This window comes from Desulfovibrio sp., assembly GCF_034006445.1.
GTDB lineage: Bacteria > Desulfobacterota > Desulfovibrionia > Desulfovibrionales > Desulfovibrionaceae > Desulfovibrio.
Map to the genome: position 1 here is coordinate 24941 of NZ_JAVESS010000021.1, position 23099 is coordinate 48039.

General features: G+C 57.5%; 22 protein-coding genes. 9 read left to right on the plus strand and 13 right to left on the minus strand.

Annotated features, from left to right (window positions below):
* Positions 1-7 precede the first annotated feature (7 nt).
* Both RBR41_RS12660 and rfbD read right to left on the minus strand, forming a co-directional pair.
* Positions 8-1222, minus strand: coding sequence for a DUF3179 domain-containing protein (locus RBR41_RS12660; protein WP_320352991.1), 1215 nt, complete (start codon positions 1220-1222; stop codon positions 8-10).
* Positions 1223-1323: 101 nt separating this feature from the next.
* Positions 1324-2211, minus strand: coding sequence for a dTDP-4-dehydrorhamnose reductase (gene rfbD / locus RBR41_RS12665; protein WP_320352992.1), 888 nt, complete (start codon positions 2209-2211; stop codon positions 1324-1326).
* 164 nt (positions 2212-2375) lie between these two features.
* On the opposite strand from rfbD, the gene RBR41_RS12670 reads away from it, so the two are divergent.
* Positions 2376-3158, plus strand: coding sequence for a sirohydrochlorin cobaltochelatase (locus RBR41_RS12670; protein WP_320352993.1), 783 nt, complete (start codon positions 2376-2378; stop codon positions 3156-3158).
* 8 nt (positions 3159-3166) lie between these two features.
* On the plus strand, positions 3167-4006 hold the full coding sequence (locus tag RBR41_RS12675; protein WP_320352994.1) for a hypothetical protein: 840 nt from the start codon (positions 3167-3169) through the stop codon (positions 4004-4006).
* A 118-nt stretch (positions 4007-4124) separates the two neighbouring features.
* Here RBR41_RS12675 and RBR41_RS12680 read toward each other — a convergent pair whose 3' ends face one another.
* From RBR41_RS12680 to mqnE, 3 genes are all read right to left on the minus strand, one after another.
* Complete coding sequence (locus RBR41_RS12680; protein WP_320352995.1) at positions 4125-4973, minus strand: menaquinone biosynthesis protein; 849 nt, start codon at positions 4971-4973, stop codon at positions 4125-4127.
* Positions 4974-5269: 296 nt separating this feature from the next.
* Positions 5270-6400 (minus strand): cyclic dehypoxanthinyl futalosine synthase, encoded by a 1131-nt coding sequence (gene mqnC, locus RBR41_RS12685; RefSeq protein ID WP_320352996.1) that lies wholly within the window; start codon positions 6398-6400, stop codon positions 5270-5272.
* The gene (gene mqnE, locus RBR41_RS12690; protein ID WP_320352997.1) at positions 6397-7539 is read right to left on the minus strand and encodes an aminofutalosine synthase MqnE; all 1143 of its coding nucleotides are present in this window, start codon (positions 7537-7539) and stop codon (positions 6397-6399) included. Before mqnE ends, mqnC begins: the two co-directional genes overlap by 4 nt.
* An 83-nt stretch (positions 7540-7622) precedes the next feature.
* Between mqnE and RBR41_RS12695 the strand changes: the two genes are divergently transcribed.
* Complete coding sequence (locus tag RBR41_RS12695; RefSeq protein WP_320352998.1) at positions 7623-8480, plus strand: 1,4-dihydroxy-6-naphthoate synthase; 858 nt, start codon at positions 7623-7625, stop codon at positions 8478-8480.
* 161 nt (positions 8481-8641) lie between these two features.
* Positions 8642-10075 carry an MATE family efflux transporter gene (locus RBR41_RS12700; RefSeq protein WP_320352999.1) on the plus strand — a complete coding sequence of 478 codons (1434 nt, stop codon included), beginning with the start codon at positions 8642-8644 and terminating at the stop codon, positions 10073-10075.
* 8 nt (positions 10076-10083) lie between these two features.
* Here the strand turns inward: RBR41_RS12700 and RBR41_RS12705 are convergent, their stop codons facing one another.
* The 5 genes from RBR41_RS12705 to RBR41_RS12725 all read right to left on the minus strand — a co-directional run bounded on the left by RBR41_RS12705 (position 10084) and on the right by RBR41_RS12725 (position 14629).
* Positions 10084-11604 (minus strand): histidine kinase, encoded by a 1521-nt coding sequence (locus tag RBR41_RS12705; RefSeq protein ID WP_320353000.1) that lies wholly within the window; start codon positions 11602-11604, stop codon positions 10084-10086.
* A 115-nt stretch (positions 11605-11719) separates the two neighbouring features.
* A complete protein-coding gene (locus RBR41_RS12710) occupies positions 11720-12124 on the minus strand; it encodes a hypothetical protein (protein ID WP_320353001.1) in 405 nt (134 codons plus the stop codon).
* Positions 12125-12276: 152 nt separating this feature from the next.
* Complete coding sequence (locus RBR41_RS12715) at positions 12277-12891, minus strand: bifunctional nuclease family protein (RefSeq protein WP_320353002.1); 615 nt, start codon at positions 12889-12891, stop codon at positions 12277-12279.
* A complete protein-coding gene (gene miaB, locus RBR41_RS12720) occupies positions 12885-14249 on the minus strand; it encodes a tRNA (N6-isopentenyl adenosine(37)-C2)-methylthiotransferase MiaB (RefSeq protein WP_320353004.1) in 1365 nt (454 codons plus the stop codon). The genes RBR41_RS12715 and miaB overlap by 7 nt, the downstream gene beginning before the upstream one ends.
* A gap of 5 nt (positions 14250-14254) precedes the next feature.
* Positions 14255-14629 (minus strand): hypothetical protein, encoded by a 375-nt coding sequence (locus RBR41_RS12725; protein WP_320353005.1) that lies wholly within the window; start codon positions 14627-14629, stop codon positions 14255-14257.
* Positions 14630-15143: 514 nt separating this feature from the next.
* Here RBR41_RS12725 and RBR41_RS12730 point away from each other — a divergent pair.
* On the plus strand, positions 15144-15728 hold the full coding sequence (locus RBR41_RS12730) for a hypothetical protein (RefSeq protein WP_320353007.1): 585 nt from the start codon (positions 15144-15146) through the stop codon (positions 15726-15728).
* A gap of 48 nt (positions 15729-15776) precedes the next feature.
* Here RBR41_RS12730 and RBR41_RS12735 read toward each other — a convergent pair whose 3' ends face one another.
* Positions 15777-16067, minus strand: a complete 291-nt coding sequence (locus RBR41_RS12735; protein ID WP_320353009.1) for a DUF5334 domain-containing protein — start codon at positions 16065-16067, stop codon at positions 15777-15779.
* Here RBR41_RS12735 and moaA point away from each other — a divergent pair.
* The 4 genes from moaA to RBR41_RS12755 all read left to right on the plus strand — a co-directional run bounded on the left by moaA (position 16066) and on the right by RBR41_RS12755 (position 19674).
* On the plus strand, positions 16066-17169 hold the full coding sequence (moaA, locus tag RBR41_RS12740; protein ID WP_320353010.1) for a GTP 3',8-cyclase MoaA: 1104 nt from the start codon (positions 16066-16068) through the stop codon (positions 17167-17169). The two genes, RBR41_RS12735 and moaA, sit on opposite strands and share 2 nt — an antisense overlap.
* Before the next feature lie 423 nt (positions 17170-17592).
* Positions 17593-18207, plus strand: a complete 615-nt coding sequence (gene ruvA / locus RBR41_RS12745; RefSeq protein ID WP_179981576.1) for a Holliday junction branch migration protein RuvA — start codon at positions 17593-17595, stop codon at positions 18205-18207.
* Positions 18207-19190 carry a Holliday junction branch migration DNA helicase RuvB gene (gene ruvB, locus RBR41_RS12750; protein ID WP_320353011.1) on the plus strand — a complete coding sequence of 328 codons (984 nt, stop codon included), beginning with the start codon at positions 18207-18209 and terminating at the stop codon, positions 19188-19190. Before ruvA ends, ruvB begins: the two co-directional genes overlap by 1 nt.
* Positions 19191-19299: 109 nt before the next feature.
* The gene (locus RBR41_RS12755; RefSeq protein WP_320353012.1) at positions 19300-19674 is read left to right on the plus strand and encodes an ACT domain-containing protein; all 375 of its coding nucleotides are present in this window, start codon (positions 19300-19302) and stop codon (positions 19672-19674) included.
* 280 nt (positions 19675-19954) lie between these two features.
* Here the strand turns inward: RBR41_RS12755 and RBR41_RS12760 are convergent, their stop codons facing one another.
* Both RBR41_RS12760 and RBR41_RS12765 read right to left on the minus strand, forming a co-directional pair.
* The gene (locus RBR41_RS12760) at positions 19955-22033 is read right to left on the minus strand and encodes a heavy metal translocating P-type ATPase (RefSeq protein ID WP_320353013.1); all 2079 of its coding nucleotides are present in this window, start codon (positions 22031-22033) and stop codon (positions 19955-19957) included.
* A 31-nt stretch (positions 22034-22064) separates the two neighbouring features.
* The gene (locus tag RBR41_RS12765; RefSeq protein ID WP_320353014.1) at positions 22065-22508 is read right to left on the minus strand and encodes a metalloregulator ArsR/SmtB family transcription factor; all 444 of its coding nucleotides are present in this window, start codon (positions 22506-22508) and stop codon (positions 22065-22067) included.
* Positions 22509-23099 lie beyond the last annotated feature (591 nt).

Genomic DNA, 23099 nt, shown 5'->3' on the forward strand with positions numbered 1-23099 from the left:
CTGCGGCTCACTGCCCCGCAGGCGTCGTGGAAATGGGCGAAGCCCCGGGTGCAGGCGCGGCACGGGAGTCACTGCCGGGCGCATCGGGTGAAAGCAGGCTTTCCGGCACAACGCCGGGCCCAGGCACGGTAAGCGTTTCAGGATTAATGCTGTACCATGCAAACCACATGGAATAGCCACCGAAGTATTCCGGCATTGACGCGCCCTTCATGTTGCCATCAACTGCCGCACCTGTCGCGGGATCCCATATGCTGCGGGTCTTCAGATCCATAAGTTTGCCGTAGCGGCTGATGAACAGGAAAGGTTCGGCCCATATCTGGCGGTTGAACACGCGCACCACGTTGAGCTTGGGATCGTGCGTGGCCAGCAGGGCGTGCGGCCCTGCAAAAAAATTCACCGCGCCCTTTTTTTTCACATAGGCCACATCAATGGCCAGCAAATAGCCTTCATATTCCAGGCAAAGCATGTTGGCCTTGCGTTGAAAGCGCTTGTCCATCCGCTGAACGGGGTAGATGAGCCTGTCGTTGTCGTAATAGTTACCCTTGCGCAGGTAGTTGCCGTAAGGATCACGCCCGTAAGGGCGGGTTCCGGCAGGCTTGCCCATCACCGGCGCATTGGGATACACGCTGCGAGCCGCGCCCCAGTTTGTCCAGAATACGGGAACGGTGGGCAAACCTCTGCCCATAAGGGGGCCGTCAAAGGCCATGCCTGTTTCCTGCAGCCACAGACTGCCCGAATTTCGGTCAATGAGTACGCTGTTGCCGTCATAAAGGCGGCCTTCGACATCAAAAATAAGATTAAGGCCGCCCATGGAGGCGTTGTAGGCCATCAGCGTACCGGTGGTGGGGCAGTAGGTAATGGCATAGGCCACATCATCAACCACCTCGTTGACCACCTGATGCCAGACCATGAATCGTTGTGGATAGATGTGCGGCCCATTGGGCAGCATGACCACAAAAACGACTTCTTCGGCGCTGGTGTTGAGGTCGGCATCCATTACGCGGTCATAGCGGGGTCTGTACAGCGAGGGGATGGCCCCGTATTTGACGCCGGTTTCCACCAGCTTGCCCATAATGGCCGCCAGTTCCTCCATGCTTTTGGGGCGGGCCTGGGCTTCGGGCAGGCAGACGATGAGCATCAGCAGCGGCAGAAAGAGCCTGAGAAAAATGCGGGAAAGCGCGTGGCGCTTCATATGGGCAGGGGATTTTTTTGCCATAAGCATACGTTTTCCTGACGTAGCGCGCATTGCCGCCCGGCTGGCCTGTACGGCGAAAGTTGCAAGGGCTTGGCGCAAGGCCAGGAGGCGTATGCTCCAGCCTGCTGTCAATGCAGATCCTTTTCCTTGCGGTGCGTGGGCAGGTAATCGCTGTAGATGTAGTCGCGCAAGGCCTGAGGCCAGGGGCGGGGTTTTTTGCCGAGAAATGCGCTCAGCTTGCTGTTATCCAGTACGGAAAACGCCGGGCGTCGCGCCTTTTGCGGCCACTGACCAGAATCAATGGGCACAACCCGGCAGGAAGCTGCGGCCAGCGCAATGGATTCACACGCCAGTTCACACCAGCTGGCCTGGCCGCTGTTGACGGCGTGCCAAAGGCCCGTAGCCTGCTTTTCGGCCAGTGCGGCGCTCCATTGGGCCAGATCCATGCTGTAGGTTGGTGAGCCTACCTGATCATACACAACATTGATGGCGTCACGTTTCACACAAGCCGCCACAATGGTATCCACAAAGTTTTTTCGTCCCGGGCCGAAAAGCCAGGCCGTGCGCAGTACACAGGAGCGTTCTGGCAGGCTGCGCAGCACGGCCTGTTCGCCTTCCAGCTTGGTGCGGCCATAGACGGACTGCGGGTGCACCTCATCACTTTCGGTCAAGGGCGTTTCGCCATGACCGGAAAAGACAAAATCTGTGCTGTAATGGAGCAGGTGCCCGTGCCCGAGAGAGTGCAGAATGTGCGCCAGCGCATCCGGCAAGGCCCGGTTAAGCTCGCAGGCAGCTTCAGCATCATCTTCGGCGGCGTCCACAGCGGTATATCCCACGGCGTTAAAAACCACATCGGCGTGAGCCGCGCGAAGACGGGATTGCAGAAAATCAAAATCCAGCACGTTGCCGTCCTGCCGCCCCAATGTCTCAACCTGCCAGCCCCGTGCCGAAAGAACGTGCACAAGAGCCTGCCCCAACAGACCGGTTGCGCCACCTAAAATCAGCGCCTTTGCCATTCTGACCCCCCCAGCGACATGCCCCGCTCTTTGCGTGGATATGTGATCTCATGTTGCGGCCACTGTATCTTTGTGGGCCCTATGGGTCAACATGGAACGCATATAAGATGATTCAGCGCCACCCCTTCTTGCCACCATGCTGCAAGTAACGTACAAATGTGCCCATGAGACGTGCGATTTTATTGGTAGCTTTTGGCGCAAGCAGCGCTCAGGGACAAAATGCCCTCAAAGGGTTTGACGCTCTGGTGCGCCAGCATTACCCTGGAATTCCCGTGCGTTGGGCCTATACCTCTCTTTTGTTGCGCGAACGCCTGGCCCAGGCCCGGCAGAAGAGCGATTCTGTCCGTAAAGCTTTGCAACGTCTTTCTTTCGAGCGTTTTACGCACATTGCGGTACAGCCCTTGCAGACCATTCCGGGGCGTGAGCATGGCGAAGTGTGCGCGGCGGTGGATGAGGCCATGTCCAATGACAACCTCTGCTGCCGCGTAGGGGTGCCCCTGCTGTCCACAGAAGAAGACCTGCATGCGACGACGCAGGCCATTTTGCGTCATTTGCCCCCTGACCGGGCAGCCGGAGAAGACGTGGTCTTTATGGGCCACGGAGCTGAACATCAGGCTGTGTCCCGTTATGCCGACTTGGCGCAGGCCGTGTATGCGCTTGACCCGCACGTGCATGTGGGGGCCATGAACGGCGCTGTGCTGCTTGATGATATTTTGCCCCGTCTTACGTCTGAGCGCGTATGGCTCATGCCTTTGCTTTCCGTTGTGGGCAATCATGCCCTCAAGGATATGGCAGGCCAGGGCGGCATGTCCTGGCGCGGCAGGGTTGAGGCATTGGGGCACCAGTGTGTTCCCGTGTTGAAAGGTACGGCGGAATACGCCGGTTTTGCTGAAATATGGTTGCGGCATCTGGATTATGCCGCCCAATCCTGTTTCGAATTTGCATGAGGTGATGTATGCGTGGAATGTTGATAACTGTGCTGCTTTTGGGCCTGATGCTTTCCGGTTGCGGGGCCGCCAGCAGCAACGGCGGCTCCAAAGCCGCCGTGAACCTGTCGTCCTCGGTGCAGAACGGCAATGCCAACCAGTATAATCCCTATATGCACCAGAATACGCCCAATCTTCGCGAGGCTACGTCTGAGAGTGCGGACATGCTCAAAAAACTGGGTGGCGCTGTGCCGACCATTGAAGGCGAGGCGGGCCATCGTCCCCAGTGGAAGTGCGAAATATATCCTGTGTTTTTTGGCACTGCCACTGCGCCGCATGAAATTCTTGTGCTGCTCGATTTTGCCGCGCCCCAGAGCGAAAAGGTCTGGCAGGCCGTGGTGGAGGCCAGCCGCTCGCTTTCCCCCCAACAGTGTAAGATTGTCGTTTTCGCCAACAGTAAGGAATACTATGGCACAGACCTAATGGGACTTGGCATCTGGATCAGCCATTCCCGTCCCGGTCAGGCAATGCCGTATCTGACCTACGCCCTCGGCCAGTGGAACAAGGTCAAGGCCGACCAGAAAAGTACCCGTGGCAAGGCTGTGCCTTTCCAGAACGAATATGACGCCACAGTCAAAAACACGGACTACCCCATTCACTATTCCTATTTTTCACATTTGCGCCCGCCCGTGCCTGCCAGTCAGGAATTGAGCGTGGCCAAGTACTGCTATGACGCCGGCAACGTAAACCTGTATCAGGCCGAGCAGATCAGCAAGTACTACGGAATCAAGGCCCTGCCTGCCGTTGTTGTGGATGGGCAGCACCTTTCTTCCGTCTCTGCGGGCAGCATTCTTAAAGCTTTGCAGTAAGAACGTAAAAAATCACCGCCGCGCCTTGCACCGGTTTTACGACAGGTCATTACGGCAAGACCTCATGTATAAAAAGCCCGCTCGTGAGAGCGGGCTTTTTATGATGCTGATGGCCAGTTCACAGCCTGAAAAATTCCAGTGGTGGTGCTGCGGGAATCATGCGGGCTGCTGCAAGCTTGTCGTAAAAAAGCTTCAGGCCGCGCTGCTCTTCTTCACCGAGGCTGTAGACAAGCCCATTGCTGTAGTAGAAGGCCAGTTCGTCCCTGCTCAGCGGGCAACCGTGACCTGTAAGATCTAGTATCACGTCCATATGGGCCAGGCCCCAGTCCCGCCCCTGACGCAGGAGTTCTCCCGGATCAGTGGCGAAAAGGCCTGCGTCGGCGGCAGCCCTGCTTACCACCCAGAGGCCGAAAATAAAGGGCAGTCCTGTCCAGTCGCGCCATGCTTCAGCCATATCAAGACGGTAGGGGTAGTCGGCATGGTTGCGAAGGCGCAGAGCTTCATCACCTATGGCCAAAAAGGCTGCTGGCGGATTGTCGCCGCGCAAAGCGGGCGTGACCTGGCCTGTGCTGTAGGTGACGTTGAGTTTATAGCGGTCTAGCATGAGCAGGCGCAGCAAGGCCACAGAGGTATGCGTTTCGCCGCTGATCAGAATTTCCTGCCCGTCCAGTTGGTCCAGGGGGACGCGCGAAAGCAGAAGAACGCTCATGACCGGGCCGCGTGAACCTATGGAGAGATCCTCCACGAGGTAATAGCGTTCCGGTCGGCAGGCATATTCAAAGCAGGATGTAGACGACACATGCAGTTCGCCACGGGCCATCATGTTGTTGAGCAGGGCGGGCGGGCCTGACACCATCTCAAAGTCGTGGGGCAGGATGCCCGCTTCAAGCGGATGATAGACGGGAAGAACGTTAAGATAGCCGATACGGCCCATGCGCAGCGTAGGCCGCTGTTTGGGACTGGTCATGACGACAACCTTGTTGCAGGGTGGGCGTTGTTTGCCTGAGCAAAAAGGGGGGAAGCCCCTTTGACAAAATGCACTGTTAAGGAAGCACTGATTAAAGAACCTCCTGGAAACGCGCAGTTATTTTGTTTGGCAAGGCGCGATCATTTTTTGAAGCAGGAGTGGACTTTTCCGTCCTCGACTGTTTCAAAAAAAGTGAAGCAACACCGCCAAGCGAAATAAATCAGCGTTTCCCTAAAGAACGCACCCGGATGAAAGGCCTGTCTGGCGTTTCGTCCGGGCGCGCCTTTATGAGTCTCTTATACCGAAGGCTGAGGGTCCACGGGCCTGTAGTCCATGGTGCGCTGTATCGGCGTAAACCCGGCAGCGCGGATAACCTTGTGGATGTCGGCCCGGCTCATCTGAAAAGACACTCCGGCCGCAGCCACGACATTTTCTTCGATCATCAGCGAGCCGAAATCGTTGGCGCCGTAGAAAAGGGCCAGCTGGGCAACGTGTGGCCCCATGGTCACCCACGATGCCTGAATGTTGACGATGTTATCAAGCACCAGGCGTGAGACGGCCAGCAGGCGCAAATAGGCGGGCGCGGGCAGGGGATCAACCTGAATGCGCGTATGCGCAGGCTGGAAAGTCCAGGGGATAAAGGCCGTGAATCCCTGTGTTCTGTCCTGTACTTCACGCACGGCAAAAAGGTGATCAAGCCGGTGGGCCGGGGATTCTTCGTGTCCGAACATCATGGTGGCCGTGGTGCGCAGGCCCAGCTTGTGGGCTTCTTCCATAACGCTAAGCCACTGTTCTGCGGTACATTTATTGGGCGAAACCTGGGCCCGGACGCCGGTATGCAGGATTTCAGCCCCGCCGCCGGGCAGGGAGTGCAGCCCGGCGTCTTTCAGGCGGCGCAGCACTTCCGTCACGGAAAGATTGAATTTTTCGGCCCAAAAGAAGATTTCCGGCGGCGAAAAGGCGTGAATGTGCAGTTGCGGCCAGGTCTGCCGCAGCCAGCGCAAAAGGTCTTCATACCATTCAAGGGGCAGGTCAGGGTGATGCCCCCCCTGAAGGAGAATCTGCGTTCCGCCGAGGGCCAGGGTTTCTTCCACCTTTTGGGCCATTTCTTCCCGGCTGATGACGTAGCCGTCTTCATGATCCGGCGCGCGGAAAAAGGCGCAGAACCGGCAGGCACAGACGCACACGTTGGAATAGTTGATGTTGCGGTCGCCCACGTAGGTGACAACGGGTTCGGGGTGCATGCGCATGCGCATGCCGTGCGCCAGTTGCGCCAGCGTATGGAGGCTGGCCTTGTAGTACAGGGCTTCAGCGGCGGTGCGGTCAAGCCGCTGGCCGCTGGCTGCCAACGCCGCTGCCTCGCGAACATCGGCAAATGCCGGACTTTCTTCCTCAAAGGGGCTGTGTGCGGGGGTAAAGGTGCTCACTGGCGCGCCTCCGGGCTGTCTGTATCATTCATGATGTTGAACGTGGCGTTGCGGCGCACGGGGGTAAAGCCGGAAGAGCGTATGGAATGCTCCAGTTCGTCAATGGTCATGCCCTGGGCAGACTGGGCCCCGGCCATATGGCCGATGCGCTCTTCAATGATTGTGCCGTCCAGATCGTCCGCGCCGTACCAGAGGGCCACAGGAGCCAGCTTGGGCCCCATCATTATCCAATAGGCCTTGAGGTGGGGGATATTGTCCAGCATAAGGCGCGAAACAGCCACGGTGCGCAGTTGATCAAGACCACGCTGCGGGCCGACCTTGTCTTCAGGCAGCTTGAGAAGGCTGTTGGCCGTCAGGAAGGGCAGGGGGATAAAGCAGGTGAATCCTCCGCTTTTGTCCTGCTGCTCGCGTAGACGGCAAAGATGGTCGACGCGGTGTTCATAGGTCTCAAGGTGTCCAAAAAGCATGGTGCAGTTGGTCTTGATGCCCAGGCTGTGCGCTTCGCCAGAAATGCGCAGCCATGCGGCGGCGTCCGCCTTGTGCGGGCAGATTTGGGGGCGCAGTTCTTCATCAAAAATTTCCGCGCCGCCGCCGGGCATCATGACCAGGCCCGCGGCTTGCAGTCTGCGCAGCACTTCAAGGGAACTGATGCCCTCAAGGCGCGAGAAATGTTCGATTTCTACGGCGGTAAAAGCTTTTACCGGCAGATTTGGATTAAAGGCCCGCACAGCGCGTATCATGTCCTCAAACCAGGACAGGGGGCGCGTGGGATGGCAACCACCCACAATATGGAGCTCGTCCAGTTGCAGGGGGGTGGCGTCGGCAGCACGCAGGCGGGCCATTACATCGTCAAGGCTCATGGCGAACGCGCCGGGGTCGCTTTCGGCATCGCGCCGGAAGGCGCAGAAGGTACAGCCGTTGACGCAAACATTGGTGTAGTTGATCTGCCTGTTTACCACATAAAAAGCTTTGTGCCCGTGCAGGCGGCAGCGCACGTGCAGGGCAAGGGCTCCCACGGCGGTAATGTCGGGGCAGCGGAACAAGGCAAGACCGTCGTCAAAGCTCAGCCGTTGCCCGGCAAGCACTTTTTCATGGATGGACGAAAGGCCCAGTGCGGCGTAGTATGCAGCGTCTAACATGATGAAATCCTGTAGGTGGAGTGGGCCGAAATGGCCGCAAGCAGAGTAGGCCGCCCGCAGCACGCTGTCAATCCGAGGAAACAATGTCTTCAGTTTTGCCGCAAACGACGTTTCAGAGCCTGAGGTTCGGACTTTCACCCTGCCCCAACGACACGTATATTTTTCACGCCCTGCTGCACGGCATCGTGCCCGCGCCAGCGGCTCTGCGCCCACACATGGCGGACGTTGAAGAACTGAACACGCTGGCCCAGAAAGGCCAGCTTGAGGTTACCAAGCTTTCACTCGGCGTGGTAGCGGAGGTTATGGACAGTTACGCGCTTTTGTCATCAGGGGCGGCCCTGGGCTGGGGTTGCGGCCCCCTTGTGGTTGCACGCAAAGGACTGACGCCGAACGACTGGAAAAACGCCACAGTGGCCGTGCCAGGGCTGCTGACCACCGCCAATCTTTTGCTTACCCTGCACGGCGGTTTTCAGGGGCCCAGGCAGGAAATGCTGTTCAGCGACGTCATGCCCGCCGTGGCCAGAGGCGAGGCCGATCTGGGGCTTGTCATCCACGAGGGCCGATTCACGTATGAAAAACTTGGCCTGACCAAGGTGCTTGATCTTGGCCAATGGTGGGAAGGCGAGTTTCATCTCCCCCTGCCCCTGGGAGCCATCGCCGTGCGGCGTGATATGCCTTTGCCCCTGGCCCGTCGGGTGCAGAGCGCCATTACGGCCAGTCTGGCCTATGCCAACGCGCATCCTGACACGTCGCGCGACTACATCAGATCCCACGCCCAGGAAATGGACGAAAGCGTCACACACGCGCACATCAAGACATTTGTGACGGATTTCAGCCTTGACCTTGGTGCTTCAGGCCGGACAGCCATTGAGCATCTTGTGGGTCGCGCTGCGGATATGGTGGGCAAAAAACTGCCTGCAGAGGGATTGTTTTTGCGATAAACTGCGCCAAAGCGCAACGCTGCCGCAACATATTTTCAGTATTCTGGCGGTCGCAGCGACACCGGATGGCCGAGATTTTGGGCCACTGGTTTGAGCAGCGTTAATGCTGCTTGCACTTCTGCTGTGCGCCGCCATGGATCACCTTCAACCCCCCCAGACTTATGCTTCATAAATATTTTTCTTTTTCCGAAGCCCGGCGGTTTTACTCCATTGGTCTGCCGATTTTTATTGCCCAGCTTTCACAGACGGGCATGACCTTTGCCGATACCGCCATTGCGGGTCAGTACAGCGCGGAACACATGGCGGCTGTGGCCGTTGGCAGCAGCGTATGGGTACCCGTTATGCTGCTCGGCATTGGCTGCCTGCTGGCTCTTCCCCCCTTGAGCGCCCAGATGGTGGGTTCTGGCAGGCCGGAAAAAGCGGCGCACCTTCTGCGTCAGGGCTTGTGGCTGACCCTGGGCCTGAGCGTTGTGCTCATGAGCTTTTTTTATGTGGCTTCGTGGCGGATGGAATCTTTCGGGCTGACCCCGGAAATGGCGAGGATTTCAGGCGGTTTTTTGCGCGCCATCATGTGGGGACTGCCCGGTTTCATGCTTTTTGTAAATCTGCGCAGCTTTCTTGAAGGATTTGCGCGCACACGGCCTGCCATGATCATTGGGCTTGTGGGACTGACCATCAACGTACCCTGCAACGTCATATTTGTGTACGGCAAATTCGGTATGCCGGAACTGGGGGGCGTTGGCTGCGGCGTGGCTACGGCCATCAGCTTCTGGGTCATGGCCTTGTGTATGCTTTTTTATGTCTGGCGGGATTCGTGCAATACCCATTTGCGGCCGCTTTTTTCCCCTCTCTGGCGCAAGAGCGCTTCAACCGGGGACGGGAGCGACGGGGTGGGCAACATGCCGCGCTTTGACGGCGCGCTGGTCTGGAGGATTCTGCGCATTGGCACGCCCGGCGCGCTGGCCCTGTTTTTTGAGGTCTCGCTTTTCGCACTCAGCGCCATACTGCTGGCTCCGCTGGGCACAGTGATGGTGGCCGGGCATCAGATTGCGCTCAATTTTGGTTCTCTGACCTTTATGGTGCCCCTGTCCCTTTGCATGACCGTCACCATTCGCGTCGGACGCTGCCTGGGAGCGCAGCAGATCGAGCGGGCCAGACTGGTGGCGCGTACCGGCCTTATTCTCAGTGTGGTTTTTGCCCTTATGATCGCCATCTTCACCGTGCTGTTCCGTCATGGCATCGTGCGCATATACACGGACAATCCGGAGGTTACGGCGCTTGCCGTGCATTTGCTGCTCTTTCAGGCGGCGTATCAGGTGGTGGACGGGCTTCAGGTCACGGGCATAGGCGTTTTGCGCGGCTATAACGACACGCGGATTATTTCCGCCATCTGCTTTATAGCGTACTGGGTCATTGGACTGCCATTGGGCTTTGTGCTGGCCCGCACCAATGTGCTGACGCCGCTTATGGGCGCACAGGGCTTCTGGATAGCCTACATTGTGGCCCTTGGCTTTGGAGCGCTGTGTTATCTTTTGCGGGTACGTTTTCTGCACGGCCTTGCGCCCGAAGCCGTACTCCTGCGGGTGCGCAGGTAGCGCTGTGGTTATTCTTTGCGGCGGCGGGCCATTTTCCAGGTATACTTCATCACGGACAGCAGATCGGTAAGCTTGTGTGCGTCGTCATCTGCGGCCAGGGGTTCAAGGAGGGGCGCATTGCCATCCGTCCGCGGTGCGCCGGAGGCAGATTCCTGGGCGGCATGCTCCTGGACGAACGACGTTTGCGGAAAGTCTGTCGAATCCTGTCCCCATAACAGGACAGGCAGGATTTCTGCATCGTTGTCGCTGGTTTGCCTTTTGGACGCGCCGGGGTTGTCCGTTTGGGAGCGCGCTGACGTTGCGGCCCCCTGGCTGCTGTCTGCGCTCCGGGGCGGCTTGCCGTCTGTCTGGCTGGCGCTTTGACCTGTTGCGGACGATTGACGTGAAGCGGCGGCATTGGGCGAATCTTCGGCCTGTTCCGTATTTTCGCGTTGGCGGGCGGCCTGACGGGCTGCCAGCCATTGATTTTCAACCGCTTCCTGACGTTTTCTTTCTTCCTGCTGCCGCGCGAGATTGGCCAGCGTCGAACGTATGCCCTCGGTCAACGGCCCGGCCGCCATGCCTAAGGTACGGCCAAGACTGGCTTCGAGCTCGGCCAGCATATGTTGCGGCTCATCGGTGCTGAGGCAGGTCTGGGCTATGCGCTCGGTCAATTGACGCCGTGGGGTCACATCATGCCCTTGCGAGAGCACCTCGGCGGCCTCGTCGTACTGCCCCTGGCGCATCATCTGAAAAGCTTCGGACAGAAAAGGACTTTTGGCGTCCGGGTCTTCCCGGAGCAGCCCGACGTATACGGTGCGCGCCTGGTGCCAGTGACGGGCACGCACAAAGGTTGTGGCCGCCAATCCGAGATAATGGCGATACTGCGCCATGTCGCCCTTGCCCTTCCAGGCAACGGCCATCCCAAGTTCCGCATGCCCCTGAATGACCGCCCCCCTCAGGGCGCGCTGAAAGGCGTTTATGGCGTTATTCCACTGGCGCTGCTGCAGACATTGCATACCCACACGAAAATAGTCCTCGGGCTGACGCACGGGCTTGAGCAGGATGCCGTAGGTGGCAAGCGCCTGATCAAAAGATTTGGTGTCGGTATAGCGTTGGGCGTCCTGAAGCTGTTGCAAGCTTGGGCGTGAGGCCGTCAGGGAGTCCAGATGCGCCTTGAGAACGTTGATGGAATAGGGGCGCGCCAGCAAGGCGCTGGCGCCGCAGCCCAGCGTTTTGAGTTGCTCGACCTCGCTGTCGTTGGGCAGGATGAGCAGAATCGGCAAATCGAGAAGCAGGGGATGCAGGCGCAGTATGGCGCAGAACTGCTCGCCGTCCATATCAGCCAGTTTTTGCGAACAGACGACCACGTCGGGCATAAAGAGGGCCTGAGCCTGGTCAAGGGCCGCCAGCATGCGGGCAGCGTCGATGCCGGACGTCATGCTTTCCACCCGGCTGGCTCCGACGTCACGCAGAGCGCGCCGGTCAAGACTAGCCAGCGAATCGCTTTCGCTAAGAAGAAGAATGTTCAGAGCGGCTGGCCAGGTCATGTACATCCTCAAGGGGCAAGGGGGGCGGGAACTGTCCTAGGGCGGGGAGATTTGCGTGGGGCATTGCTGCCTTCAGTCACGATTCTATAGTGACGCGGCCCCGTAGGCAAGCGAATCAGCGGGCAAAGGGAATGATCCTGGCGTGGCGTACAATGGCGCTGTCCTGGTATTCAGCCTCTTGTCTGACGCCGGGGTAGCCAGCATGGCAGTAAGGGCAGTGCAGGGCCTTTTGCCAGCGCTCAAGCCGGATGAGCCCTCCCTCGCTTTCATAGCAGCGCGGGCAGAAGGGCCCCTGCCGCACATCATTGGTAGTCAGCCAGTAGAATCCGTCTTCGACATGCAGGTTTTCAGCAAAAAAAGCTATATCTTCCAGCGTCTTCAGACGAACTTTAAGCATGCTCAGCTCATCGCGAAGGGCTATACAGCGGGATTGCACCTCCATGAGCAGGTGTCGGGCCTTGGCGTGCTGACCTGAAGCAAAAAGGTCATTGATTTTTTTGAAAAGGCTATAGTCCAGCATGTTATTTCCCTGTTATGCGAATCTATTCGGAACAGGAGAAAAAAGCTTTAGGCCGGGTTTGGGAGGTGTTTTCGTCAGTTATGCGTGAATTGGCTGCGGGTTAGCACAATTTCAACTGTCTGGAAATTTTTTGGAGTTTGCGGGCGTGCCCGTCACATTTTACGCCGCGATACAGGCTCAAGCGAACGCAGCATTTCACGAAACCTTCGGTCTTCTTCCGGATCAATGCCATCCGGCAGGGCCGTGCCACGCAGCAACTGGCTGTGCAGCATGTCGGCCTCCTTGCGGGCGCCCGCTTTGCGCACCATGTCGGTAGCCGCGTCCGGCACAGGAGACAACACTTCTTCGTTGAGGCGTTGTTCGGCTTTTTCCTGAGCTTCGGCAGCCCTGCGCAAAACCTCCTCATTCACCATGATGGGGGCTTCGGCCCGCATGGCCAGGGCAATGGCGTCAGAAGGGCGACAGTCAACGCGCACGCGCCCGTCCGGCCCTTGAATCACCAGCAGGGCAAAAAAGACGCCGTCCTTGAGGTCGGTGATTTCCACACGGGTCAAAGAAGCCTTGAGCGCCCTGAGCGTCATAAGCAAAAGGTCATGGGTCAGCGGCCGGGGCAGATTTTCCTTGTTGAGTACAAGAGAAACGGCCATGGCCTCCATGGCGCCAACCCAGACGGGCAGGATGGTTTCCCCGTCCACTTCCCGCAACATTACTATGGGGGTCTTGGTCTGCGGATCAATGGTCAGGCCGAAGACGTTCATCTCTACCATGGCTCCCCCGTGCGCACGGCCATCAGGCTGTGCTTTTTCGCTTCGGTAACGGTTACCTGCACAAGGCGGCCTGTGTGGTCGATTCCGGCGGGCAGCGGCACATGAACGGGCACGCCGTAGGGGTCTCGCCCCTGCCAGCTGGGCTCTTGCCCTTCACTGGTCTTGGGACTTGGCCCTTCAAGCAGCAGTGTGCTTTGCGCCTGCCCGTCCAGGCGGCCAACGAGCCAGCGGGCCCCCAGTTCGTCCTGAAGCGCCTGGAGGCGCATCAAACGGTCCTGAGCCACTTCTGCGGGTATTTTGTCGGGAAAAAGCGCGGCTCTTGCGCCGGGCCTGTCCGAATAAATGAACGAGAAGCTGGACATGAAGTCACAGGCGCGCATCATGTCGAGGGTTGCCTGAAAATCGTCCTCAGTTTCACCGGGAAAGCCCACAATAAGGTCTGTGGACAGCGCGATATCCGGCCGTGCGGCGCGCAGGGCTTCCACCAATTGCAAAAAGGTTGTGCTGTCATAGCGGCGGCGCATGCTCTTGAGTATTGCGTCGGAGCCAGCCTGAAGCGGCAGGTGCAGGCGCGGGCACAGTTGCGGCAGTTCGGCAAAGGCTGCGATGTCCTCGGGGCCCATGTCTTTGGGATGCGGGGTCACATAGCGCAGGCGCTCAAGCCCAGGAAGGGCGGCAATCTGCCGCAGCAGTTGGGCAAAGCTTGTGCCGTCGCCGCTTTTGTCCTGGCCGAAGGCGTTGACGTTCTGCCCAAGCAGGCTGATCTCGCGTGCCCCTTTGTCAAGAACGGCTTGGCATTCTTCAAGAATGGCCGTTGAGGAGCGCGATTTTTGACGTCCCCTCGTGAAGGGCACGATGCAGTAGGCGCAGAAGTTGTCGCAGCCCTGCATGATGTTAATATAGGCCACAGGGTCGGACGGGCCCTCGGCTGTTTCCGGCCCGGCCTCGCGTTCTGCATAGTGGCTTGTGAAGTCCAGCAGTGAAAGCTTCAGCCCCGGTTCTTCAAGAAGGCGTTCAATGGCCGCAGGAGCGCCGCTGATGCCATCGCTGCCAGCCACGAGGCGCACCTGGCTTTCTTTGGTGAAAAAGGCTTCGCCCAGTTGCTGCGCCACGCAGCCCGCAACGCCCACCAGAACATCCGGGTTGCCGCCCGTGACCTGACGGATGCGCCCAAGAGCGCTCATGACCTTTTGTTCCGGCTTTTCCCGCACGGAACACGTGTTGACCACGACCACCTGGGCTTCTTCCAGCGGGGCTTCCATAAAGCCCCGAGCGGTAAGGGCACGGCCCAGCCATTGGGAGTCGTGCACGTTCATCTGACAACCGAATGTCATGATATGATAGGTTCTTTCAGTCATGGCGGCTATTGTTCGATGTCCAGATCAGCCTCGTACATGCCGGTAGTGCCTTCTTCTTCAAGGGCAGCCACGCGATCTTCGAGCCAGTCAAGCACGGCGCGTGCGGTATGGTAGTTGAGCAGCACTCGGCTGTGTATGCAGCGGGTGACTTCACGCAGGTCGTCTTCGCCAGGAATCATTTCATGTCCGATGGAGCCGTCAGGGGCCACAAGCTGCTCGGAAAATGCGGGCAGTGAATCACTCTCATGGTAGAAATTCATTTCTATCTCACCCTGAGGGTTGATTCCTCCCCATACGCCATGGGCAGTCTGAAGACGGGCCTCTTTGTCCATATTATATTTATAGCGGATTTTAGCCGGATGTGCGTTGGGTTTGTTCATGCGCCTTCCTTTCATTTCGTGTACGTATGGTGCAATGGCATATGATAAAAAAGCGGCTCTGCCAAGTAAAGCCGCTTCACGGCCCACGGGGGGCAGCCCGTAGTGCGCGCTAAATGAGAAGGCAGCGGGCAGGCTGACCCCCGTGAAAAAGTGATCAGAAAATACTGTCGCCAGACGTGGCGGTGATCGGACGCAAGGCGTTTTTCATGCCAATATGCCCTACTGACAGCGCGGGCAGGCGCTCGGTGTGGCGGTGAACTGCGGTTTGTCTGCACGGTTTGTCTGCACGGTTTGTTTGCACGGCTTTTCTGCCCAGTTTCGCTCCCATGCGGGCGAGTTGCGCCCTTTGCGATGCGTATTTTTAAAGGTAATCTGCTCGATTTGTGCGACTGGCCCTTGACGATGCCCGCCCCTTGGTTAAACTATCCTCTCAAGAACAAGCGTCCGGCCGCAGGGCTGAAACCCGTTTGAGCGACGGCACGTGGTCGTGTTTTCATTCATTGAAGGAGCGTATGTGAGCGAGGCAAGCAGTGCAGGCGTAAAGGAACATGCCATCCAGCCCTATTTTGACATGGAAGGTTTTTTGGTCATGAGCCAGGAAACCCGTCTGGGGGGAGCAGTTTTTGAACGTCTGGTTGAATTGTGGGGGAAGTGGCTGTCGCAACTCAAAGTGCGCGAAATAACCACGGGCAAAATTTCCTATCTGGCGGTATGGCTGCCGGAAGAAGTGGAGCTTGAAGTGGATGAGGCATGGGGAAAATCCGCCTCTGACGGTTTTATGATCAATAATCTTGCCCAGTTCATGTGCATGAGCGCCGTGCAGATGCTGCTTCCGCAAGTGGAGGACGCCGGCTGTGCGCCCTCACCCAGGCCAACTGAGGCCTTGCGTGCCGTGTTAAGCGAATTGGGGCTTGAATACAGGCCCGGCGCATCTGTCCTGTCCCGCCGCTATGCGGTTGTGACGCACTTTCCATTCCGTGGGGGGTGTGAAATCTGTCATCTTCAGGATCAATGCCCCAAAGGGCAGGGTCAGGCTGAAAGTTCCAGCATCCTTTTGCCGGGCCATGAGCGCGGTGCGGATGAAGAAAAGCCCCAGTAGGGGACTTTCATTGGGCGCTGCCTCGAAAGGTCGCGCCCAATGTTTTTTTCAGCGTCCTTCCATGACGAGAGTGCGCGTGGCGCCGGAAGGGGTGCGCACCACCAGCTCCACAGTGCGCGCATTGCGTGTTACGCTTTCAACCAGACACGTTTCAACGGAGTCGGAATCGTAGTTGCGAACATCCACCGTATCACCTTGAAAAGGCACACGGTCGGGGGTTATTTCCACAAGGTCAGCGGAGTCCGCGTCAAATCCATCCCAAGCCCGGGCAACCGGGGGGGCGCATAGGGCTAAACTCAGGATGCCCGCGAGGGCCGCTCCCATAAGCAGGTGTTTCATGCAGGCAGATGTAAATCCATTTTCGCTTCTTGGCAACAGGGATGACGCTACTGTGACGAACGGCGGGCAGGAAAACGGCCATCTTTGCCGCGACAGGTGCAGTCTTTCGCCACTTGTGGACAACCACGGACGCACGGTGCGCTACCTGCGGCTTTCCATCACAGATCGGTGCAATCTGCGCTGTATTTACTGCTGTAGCAATGCCCGTCAGACCTATATTCCGCACCCGCAGGTGCTGCGGTATGAAGAAATGGCCCGTATGGTGTCCATCATGGCCGCCATGGGTGTGGTCAAGGTTCGCCTGACGGGAGGCGAGCCTTTTGCACGTAAAGGCAGCGATGAATTTTTGCATATGCTGCACAAGCGCTTCCCCACCATGGATCTGCGGATTACAACCAACGGAACCTTGCTGGAACCCCATATCCCCCTGTTAAGGCAGATCGGCGTAAAAGCCGTCAACATGTCGCTGGACAGTTTTGACCGGCAAACGTTTGCACACGTCACCGGGCGCGATATGTTGCCTGCGGTGCTGGCCTCTCTGGATAAATTGCTGGAGGCGGGAATCAAGGTTAAAATCAACGCGGTTGCCATGCGTGGCATAAATGATCGGCAAATGGACGATTTTATTCATGCCGCCCGGACCATGCCCATTGATCTGCGTTTTATAGAATTCATGCCCATGGGCAGTGGAACCTTGTGGAATGAAAATACCTTCTGGCCTGCCGCACAGATTCGTGCAGAAGCTGAAACCCGCGCCCGGCTTGTGCCCTCGCATGACGATACGGGCGAGGCCGGGCCAGCACGCATGTTTGCCATTGAGGGCGGCCTGGGGCGACTGGGCTTCATCACTGCGGTGAGCTGTCATTTCTGTGGCTCATGTAACCGCCTGCGGCTGACCAGCGACGGCAACCTGCGAACATGCCTCTTTGATGACAGGGAATACGGCTTGCGCGATATGTTGCGCGATGCAAGCGTAAGCGACGCCCAGATCGGACAATTTGTGCGTGAGGCATGCGCGGAAAAACCCATTGGCGCGGAGTTGCTGGCCAGCAGAACCAAGGGAGCCGTGGCTGACAAGCAGATGGTGGGCATAGGCGGCTAAAAAAAACGCTGCCAGCGTATTTGAAAACTCGGACTGTTCCGTATATACTTAGTCTAGAAAAGATGCCGGGCAGTCCTTCTTTACCAATGCTGATTGATTTTGTGCCCGAACTGCCGCGTGACCGCCTTGCGTAAGGTTTTGCGCGGCTCAAATACATGAGGCCAAGTCGGACGCGGCAGGCCGCCCGGCTTTCACGGCGTATATTTTACGGCAGTGCTCCAGAGCTATCTTTTGAAATTGCTCTGGCAGCAGGAGCGGCAGGCGCTCGCAGGCGATATAGGTGCGGCGCGCCCGGCTGTTATGCGCCGGGGCGAGCGTGTCGAAAACGCTGAGAATGGAATTTTCACCGTTGATCTGCTCCAAAGCTGGCGGCAGTACGCACTCCGCGTCGTCAGCAGCACTTTCTGATATGCAAGGGAATTCATGATCGCCTATCTTGAAGGCCGCCTGGCCGAAATATGGGGCAATGCCTGCCTGCTCGTCACCGAAAGCGGCGTGGGCTATGAAGTGGCCTTGCCCGCCCACACATTGTCGGCCTTGCCGGGCAGGGGCGAGCATCTTGCCCTGTATACAAGCCTTGCCGTGCGTGAAGACGCGCTGGAGCTCTTTGGCTTTGCCACCTTTGAAGAACGCCAGACATTTGAAGTGCTGGTTTCCATTTCAAAAGTGGGCGCTCGTACGGCCTTGTCCATTCTTTCCATTTACAGACCCGATGATCTGCGTCGCATCGTGTTTGAAGAAGATGTGATGGCGCTCACCCGCGTGTCGGGAATAGGCAAGAAAACCGCGCAGCATGTTTTTTTGGAACTCAAGTACAAGCTCAAGGTTGACGATGCGCCGCAGACCGCAGTTCTGGCTGCGACTGGCCAACGGCCGGGGTCGGTGTTCCGTGATGTGCTTGATGGCCTGGCCAACCTGGGCTACGCCGAGGACGAATGCGCCCCCATGGTCAAAAAACTCTTGCTCGAAGAGCCGGATCTTGATGTGACCGGCGCGCTCAGAGCCGCGCTGAAGACGCTGGCCAGAGGGAGATCCTGATGGCGGATTTTTGTGAGCCGGAGTGCGCTGTCAATATTGATGAAAGCGTGCGCCCGCACAGTTTGGAAGACTTCATCGGCCAGGACGATCTGCGGGCCAATCTGCGTGTATTTCTTGATGCCGCCCGCGAACGCGGCAAGGCTCTTGACCATACGCTTTTTTATGGCAACCCTGGCCTTGGCAAGACGACTCTGGCCCAGATCATGGCCGCCGAGCTTGGCGTCAATCTGGTCTGCACGTCTGGCCCGGTGCTGGAACGCAGCGGGGATCTGGCCGCCATTCTTACCAATCTGAATCGCCACGACATACTTTTTGTGGATGAAATCCACCGCATGCCCATTGCGGTGGAAGAAGTTCTTTACCCTGCCATGGAAGATTTCAAGCTCGACCTTGTCATAGGGCAGGGCCCGGCGGCCCGAACGGTTAAAATCGACCTTGAGCCCTTCACACTGGCCGGGGCCACCACCCGCATGGGGCTGATCTCTTCTCCACTGCGTGACCGCTTTGGCATTGTGGCCAGGCTTGAATACTACAGCCCTGCTGATCTTGCCCGTGTAGTGCAGCGCACTGCCCGTATTCTGGGCGTATCCATTACGCCGGAAGGGGCGGATGAAATTGGCCGCCGTTCGCGTGGCACGCCGCGTATTGCCAACCGGCTGTTGCGCCGGGTGCGCGATTTCGCGTTGGTGCATGGCAATGGACAGGTAACAGGGCATGAAGCATCGGCGGCGCTCAAGCGGATGGATGTGGATGAGCACGGCCTGGACCAGATGGACCGCAAGCTTCTTGAAGTGCTTATCAAACACTATGACGGCGGCCCTGTGGGCATAAAAACCCTGGCGGTGGCATGCTCGGAAGAAGTGCGTACAATTGAAGATATTTACGAACCATATCTTATCCAATGCGGGTTTCTTAAACGTACTCCGCGAGGCCGTATGGCCACTGCGCGCGCCTATACACACTTAAAGCTTCTGCTTTCCTGAGGTGGGTCTTCACGGCGGTTGTGAAGGGCTTCCTGCCATGCGCAGACTTGTTGGCTGAGCTTTTTTGGGAAAAAATCTGCCTGTCTGTTCCAAGTAAGGTGAAAAAATCATGCGTCTTGAGGTAGTTGAAGGGGAGTTTACTGTCAGCAAGGTGTCCGGCATGCATGAGGTAAACCTTGCTGCTCCCTGGCTTTTTATTGGCAGAACCGATGCCGAAACTTCCGTAGTATGTCTGTCTGCTCATGCCCCGGTGCACTGTCTTGCACGCGAAGACGGCTGGCGCGCTTTTCGGGTGGCAGGACAAATGGACTTCGGCCTGACGGGCGTGCTGGCGGGTTTGGCCACGGTACTGGCTCGGGCGTCTGTCAGCATCTTCGCGCTTTCCACGTTTGACACAGATTATATTCTGGTTAAAAAGGAAAATCTGTCCAAAGCCCTTGAGGCCCTTGCATCGGCCGGGCACGAGGTGGAATGGTTGGGCTGACTGTGGGGCTTGGCTGCTCTGTTGATCCACGCCGCGATGCTCAGCAACGGGGTGCTGTAAGTTTTTGGAATGTGTATTCGCAAAGCTCATTTTATTAATTAGCAAGAGTACTGTTCATAAAGAAGGGCACTGCCGCGTAAGCAGTGCCCTTCGTGTGTTTGATATTTTTCGATCCGATTACCTTTGAAATGCTCCGCATTTTACTTTGTCATTCTGCCGAAACTTGCGATGTTCAGCTGAATTCACGACACGTTGCGGTTCGCCGTACTCTCGCGCAGCGCTATTTGCTGTCGGTTTTTCCAGCACGGGCGGCGTTCAGCACTGCCATGAGCGCCACGCCCACGTCAGCGAACACAGCCTCCCACAGGCCCGAAAGCCCAAAGATGCCAAGCCCCATAAAGACACTTTTGATGCCAAGAGCCATGGCGATATTTTGCCACACAATAGTTCTGGTGCGACGGGCAATGCGGAGCAGTTCCGGCAACTTGGCGGGGTTGTCGTCCAAAATGACAACATCGGCGGTTTCAATGGCGGCTTCGGCTCCCAGGCCGCCCATGGCCACGCCGACGCCAGCCGTAGCCAGTACCGGCGCATCGTTGATGCCGTCTCCCACAAAGAGTGTGCTCTTGACGGGGCCAAGGGCCTCAAGCGCCGCCGCCTTGTCTTCTGGCAGAAGGTCAGCCTTGAGAATATCCAGTTTCAGGCGTTCAGCCACAGGTTGGGCCTGTTCCTCGCGGTCTCCTGTAAGCATGGCTATGGTGCCCACACCCATATGGCGCAGCCCTTCAATGGCTTCCGGCGATTGCGGCTTGAGCCTGTCCGCAACCACAAGGGCTCCAAGCAGGCGGCCATTGCGGGCAACCTGAACAACGCTGCCGGGTACGGTTACTGGCTGCGGCACTATGCTGTAGGCCTCCATAAGCGCGCCATTGCCCGCAAGCAGGGTGACCTCGGCAGCATGCACTTCAACGCCCTTGCCAGGAATTTCCCGCATGCTGCTTATGGCCGCGTCGTCAGTGATAATCTTGGCCTCGAGCGCGGCCCGCATTACAGAGCGCGCTATAGGGTGGTTGGAGCGGCTTTCAGCCAGGGCGGCCATTGTCAGCAGTTCCTCTGGCTCCACACCCGGAGCGGGCAATACTGCATTGACCTCAAAAACGCCTTCGGTGAGGGTTCCTGTTTTGTCCAGAGCGGCCACACGAATGTCTCGCAGGCTGTCCAGCACCGCGCCGCCCTTGATAAGAATGCCCCTGCGCGAGGCCGCGCCTATGCCCCCAAAATACCCAAGGGGAATGGAAATGAGCAGCGCGCATGGGCAGGAGATGACCAGAAGCACCAGCGCCCGGTACAACCATTCAGAAAAGGAGCCAAAGCCCAGGACTGGGGGGAGCACGGCGACCAGCAGGGCGAGTCCTGTGACGGCAGGCGTATACCAGCGTGCCACGCGGGTGATGAAGCGCTCGGTGGGGGCTTTGCGGGCTACGGCGTTTTCCACCATTTCCAAAATGCGCGCAATGGATGATTCGGCAAAGGCGGCTGTGACCTCTATCCGCAGCGAACCGTTCAGATTGATGGTTCCCGCATGCACGCGGCCGCCAGGCAAAAGCCTCAAGGGAACCGACTCGCCCGTGAGTGGGGAGGTGTCAACCTGCGATTCGCCTTCGAGCACAGTACCGTCCAGGGGGATTTTTTCGCCGGGACGCACAAGAATGTGGCTGCCAGGGCCCAGGTCTTCGGGCTTGACGTCACAAGTGCTGCCATCATCAAGGATCTGGTGTGCAATGCTGGGTCGCGCAGCCAGGAGTGCCTTGACGGATCGGCGGGAACGACCGGCGGCCCGTTCCTGCACAAATTCTCCAATGCGGTAAAACAGCATGACCCCCACAGCCTCAGGCAACTCGCCCAAAGCAATGGCTGCGATGGTCGCACCGCCCATTAAGGTGAATTCATTAAAGAAGTCTTTATTGAGGATGCTTTTCAAGCCCATGTGGAGAACGTCATAGCCACAAAGGATGTAGGGCAGGGCATAAAATATGGCTATGACCAGCCAGTTGGGGACAAGCTGGGCCATGCGTGTATCACCGAGCATGCCGATGGCGAAAAGCACGGCAGAAACTCCCATGAGCAAAAGTTCGCGCTTGTCATTGCTCGATCCTTGATCCTGGTCATGGCTGTGACAACCGCAAGAGCTGCATCCGCAGCCAGACTCTTCTTCATCCATGGGGGCTTCGGAAGCGGGTGCGCCGCCTGAGCAGGCGCACGTAAGGTTATGTGCGTGCAGCGTGGTGAGGTTCACGGCCGGGATGCAACCGCAATCTTGGCCACAGCGTTCATGTTTGTCAGTAGAGCAGTTGCTCATGGTCGGGTCTCCTGGCGGATGTCAGAATGGGTCAGTTGGACGTATTGTCTTCGGCGGCAGTTTCAGCGCTGGTACCGGCGTCATCGCTGTCGTCAGCCTCGTCATCAGGGATTCGGATATGCTTGCGCTTGAGAAAATCGTGGATGTTCGTGTTGTGGGTAATCCCCAGAAGGGCTGCCTCATCCTGGGCAACCTGGGGAGATTCGGCAAGTTCACGCATTGTCCAGTCGAGAGCCGCGCGAATGCTGGGCGAAGGATTTTGCGGCAGGCGGTAGTATACCCAGCGGCCTTTCTTGATGCTTTCAATAAGCCGCGCCTGACGAAGAAGAAAGAGGTGCTTTGATGTGGTGGATGCCGCCAGTCCAAGCAGGGTGGTTATTTCACACACGCACAAGGTTCGCAGGCGCAAAGCCATCAGGATACGGGCACGGTTTTCATCGCCAATAGCGCGTACAGTAGTGATAAAATTGAACATAAATCCTCCTGTCTGACTGCGGCCGTGCTTGTAACTACGTTTGATCTGGCTCTGCCGGCGCTGAAAGGCTAGTTGACGATCCTTCATTATCTATAAAGAAGAAAGAGCATGAAACCTTTTATATTTCGTCTTCTGGCGAAATATAAAAACGACCAAGGGGGATGTCAAGATATTTCGTTAAAAAGCGAAATACGCTGCGTATGAATGCATATGCACCCCAATGGTATGAATTTGACGGACGCTTGCTGTTGATAACTTTTAACTAGCTGTATTTATATAATAATTTTTAAAAAATGAGAGTCTTTATGTCTCTGTGAGGGGATTGGATGTTGACAAAAAAAGGCGATGTGCCTATTGTGCAATTCCTGTCACGGCACTGACCTTGAAACGACACGCAGCGAAACAAATTTCGCCGGGTCGCAAGAAAGTGATTGACGGGGTGCGAAAAGAGGCGCATAAGTCTCCTCCCGCTCATACAAAACTGAATAATGACTTTATCTTGCGATAGCGAAATCATTTCAGCAAAGCGAAAATAAGTGATTGACAGTCTGGGCAAAGGGGTGCATAAGTCTCCCTCGCTCAAACAAACTG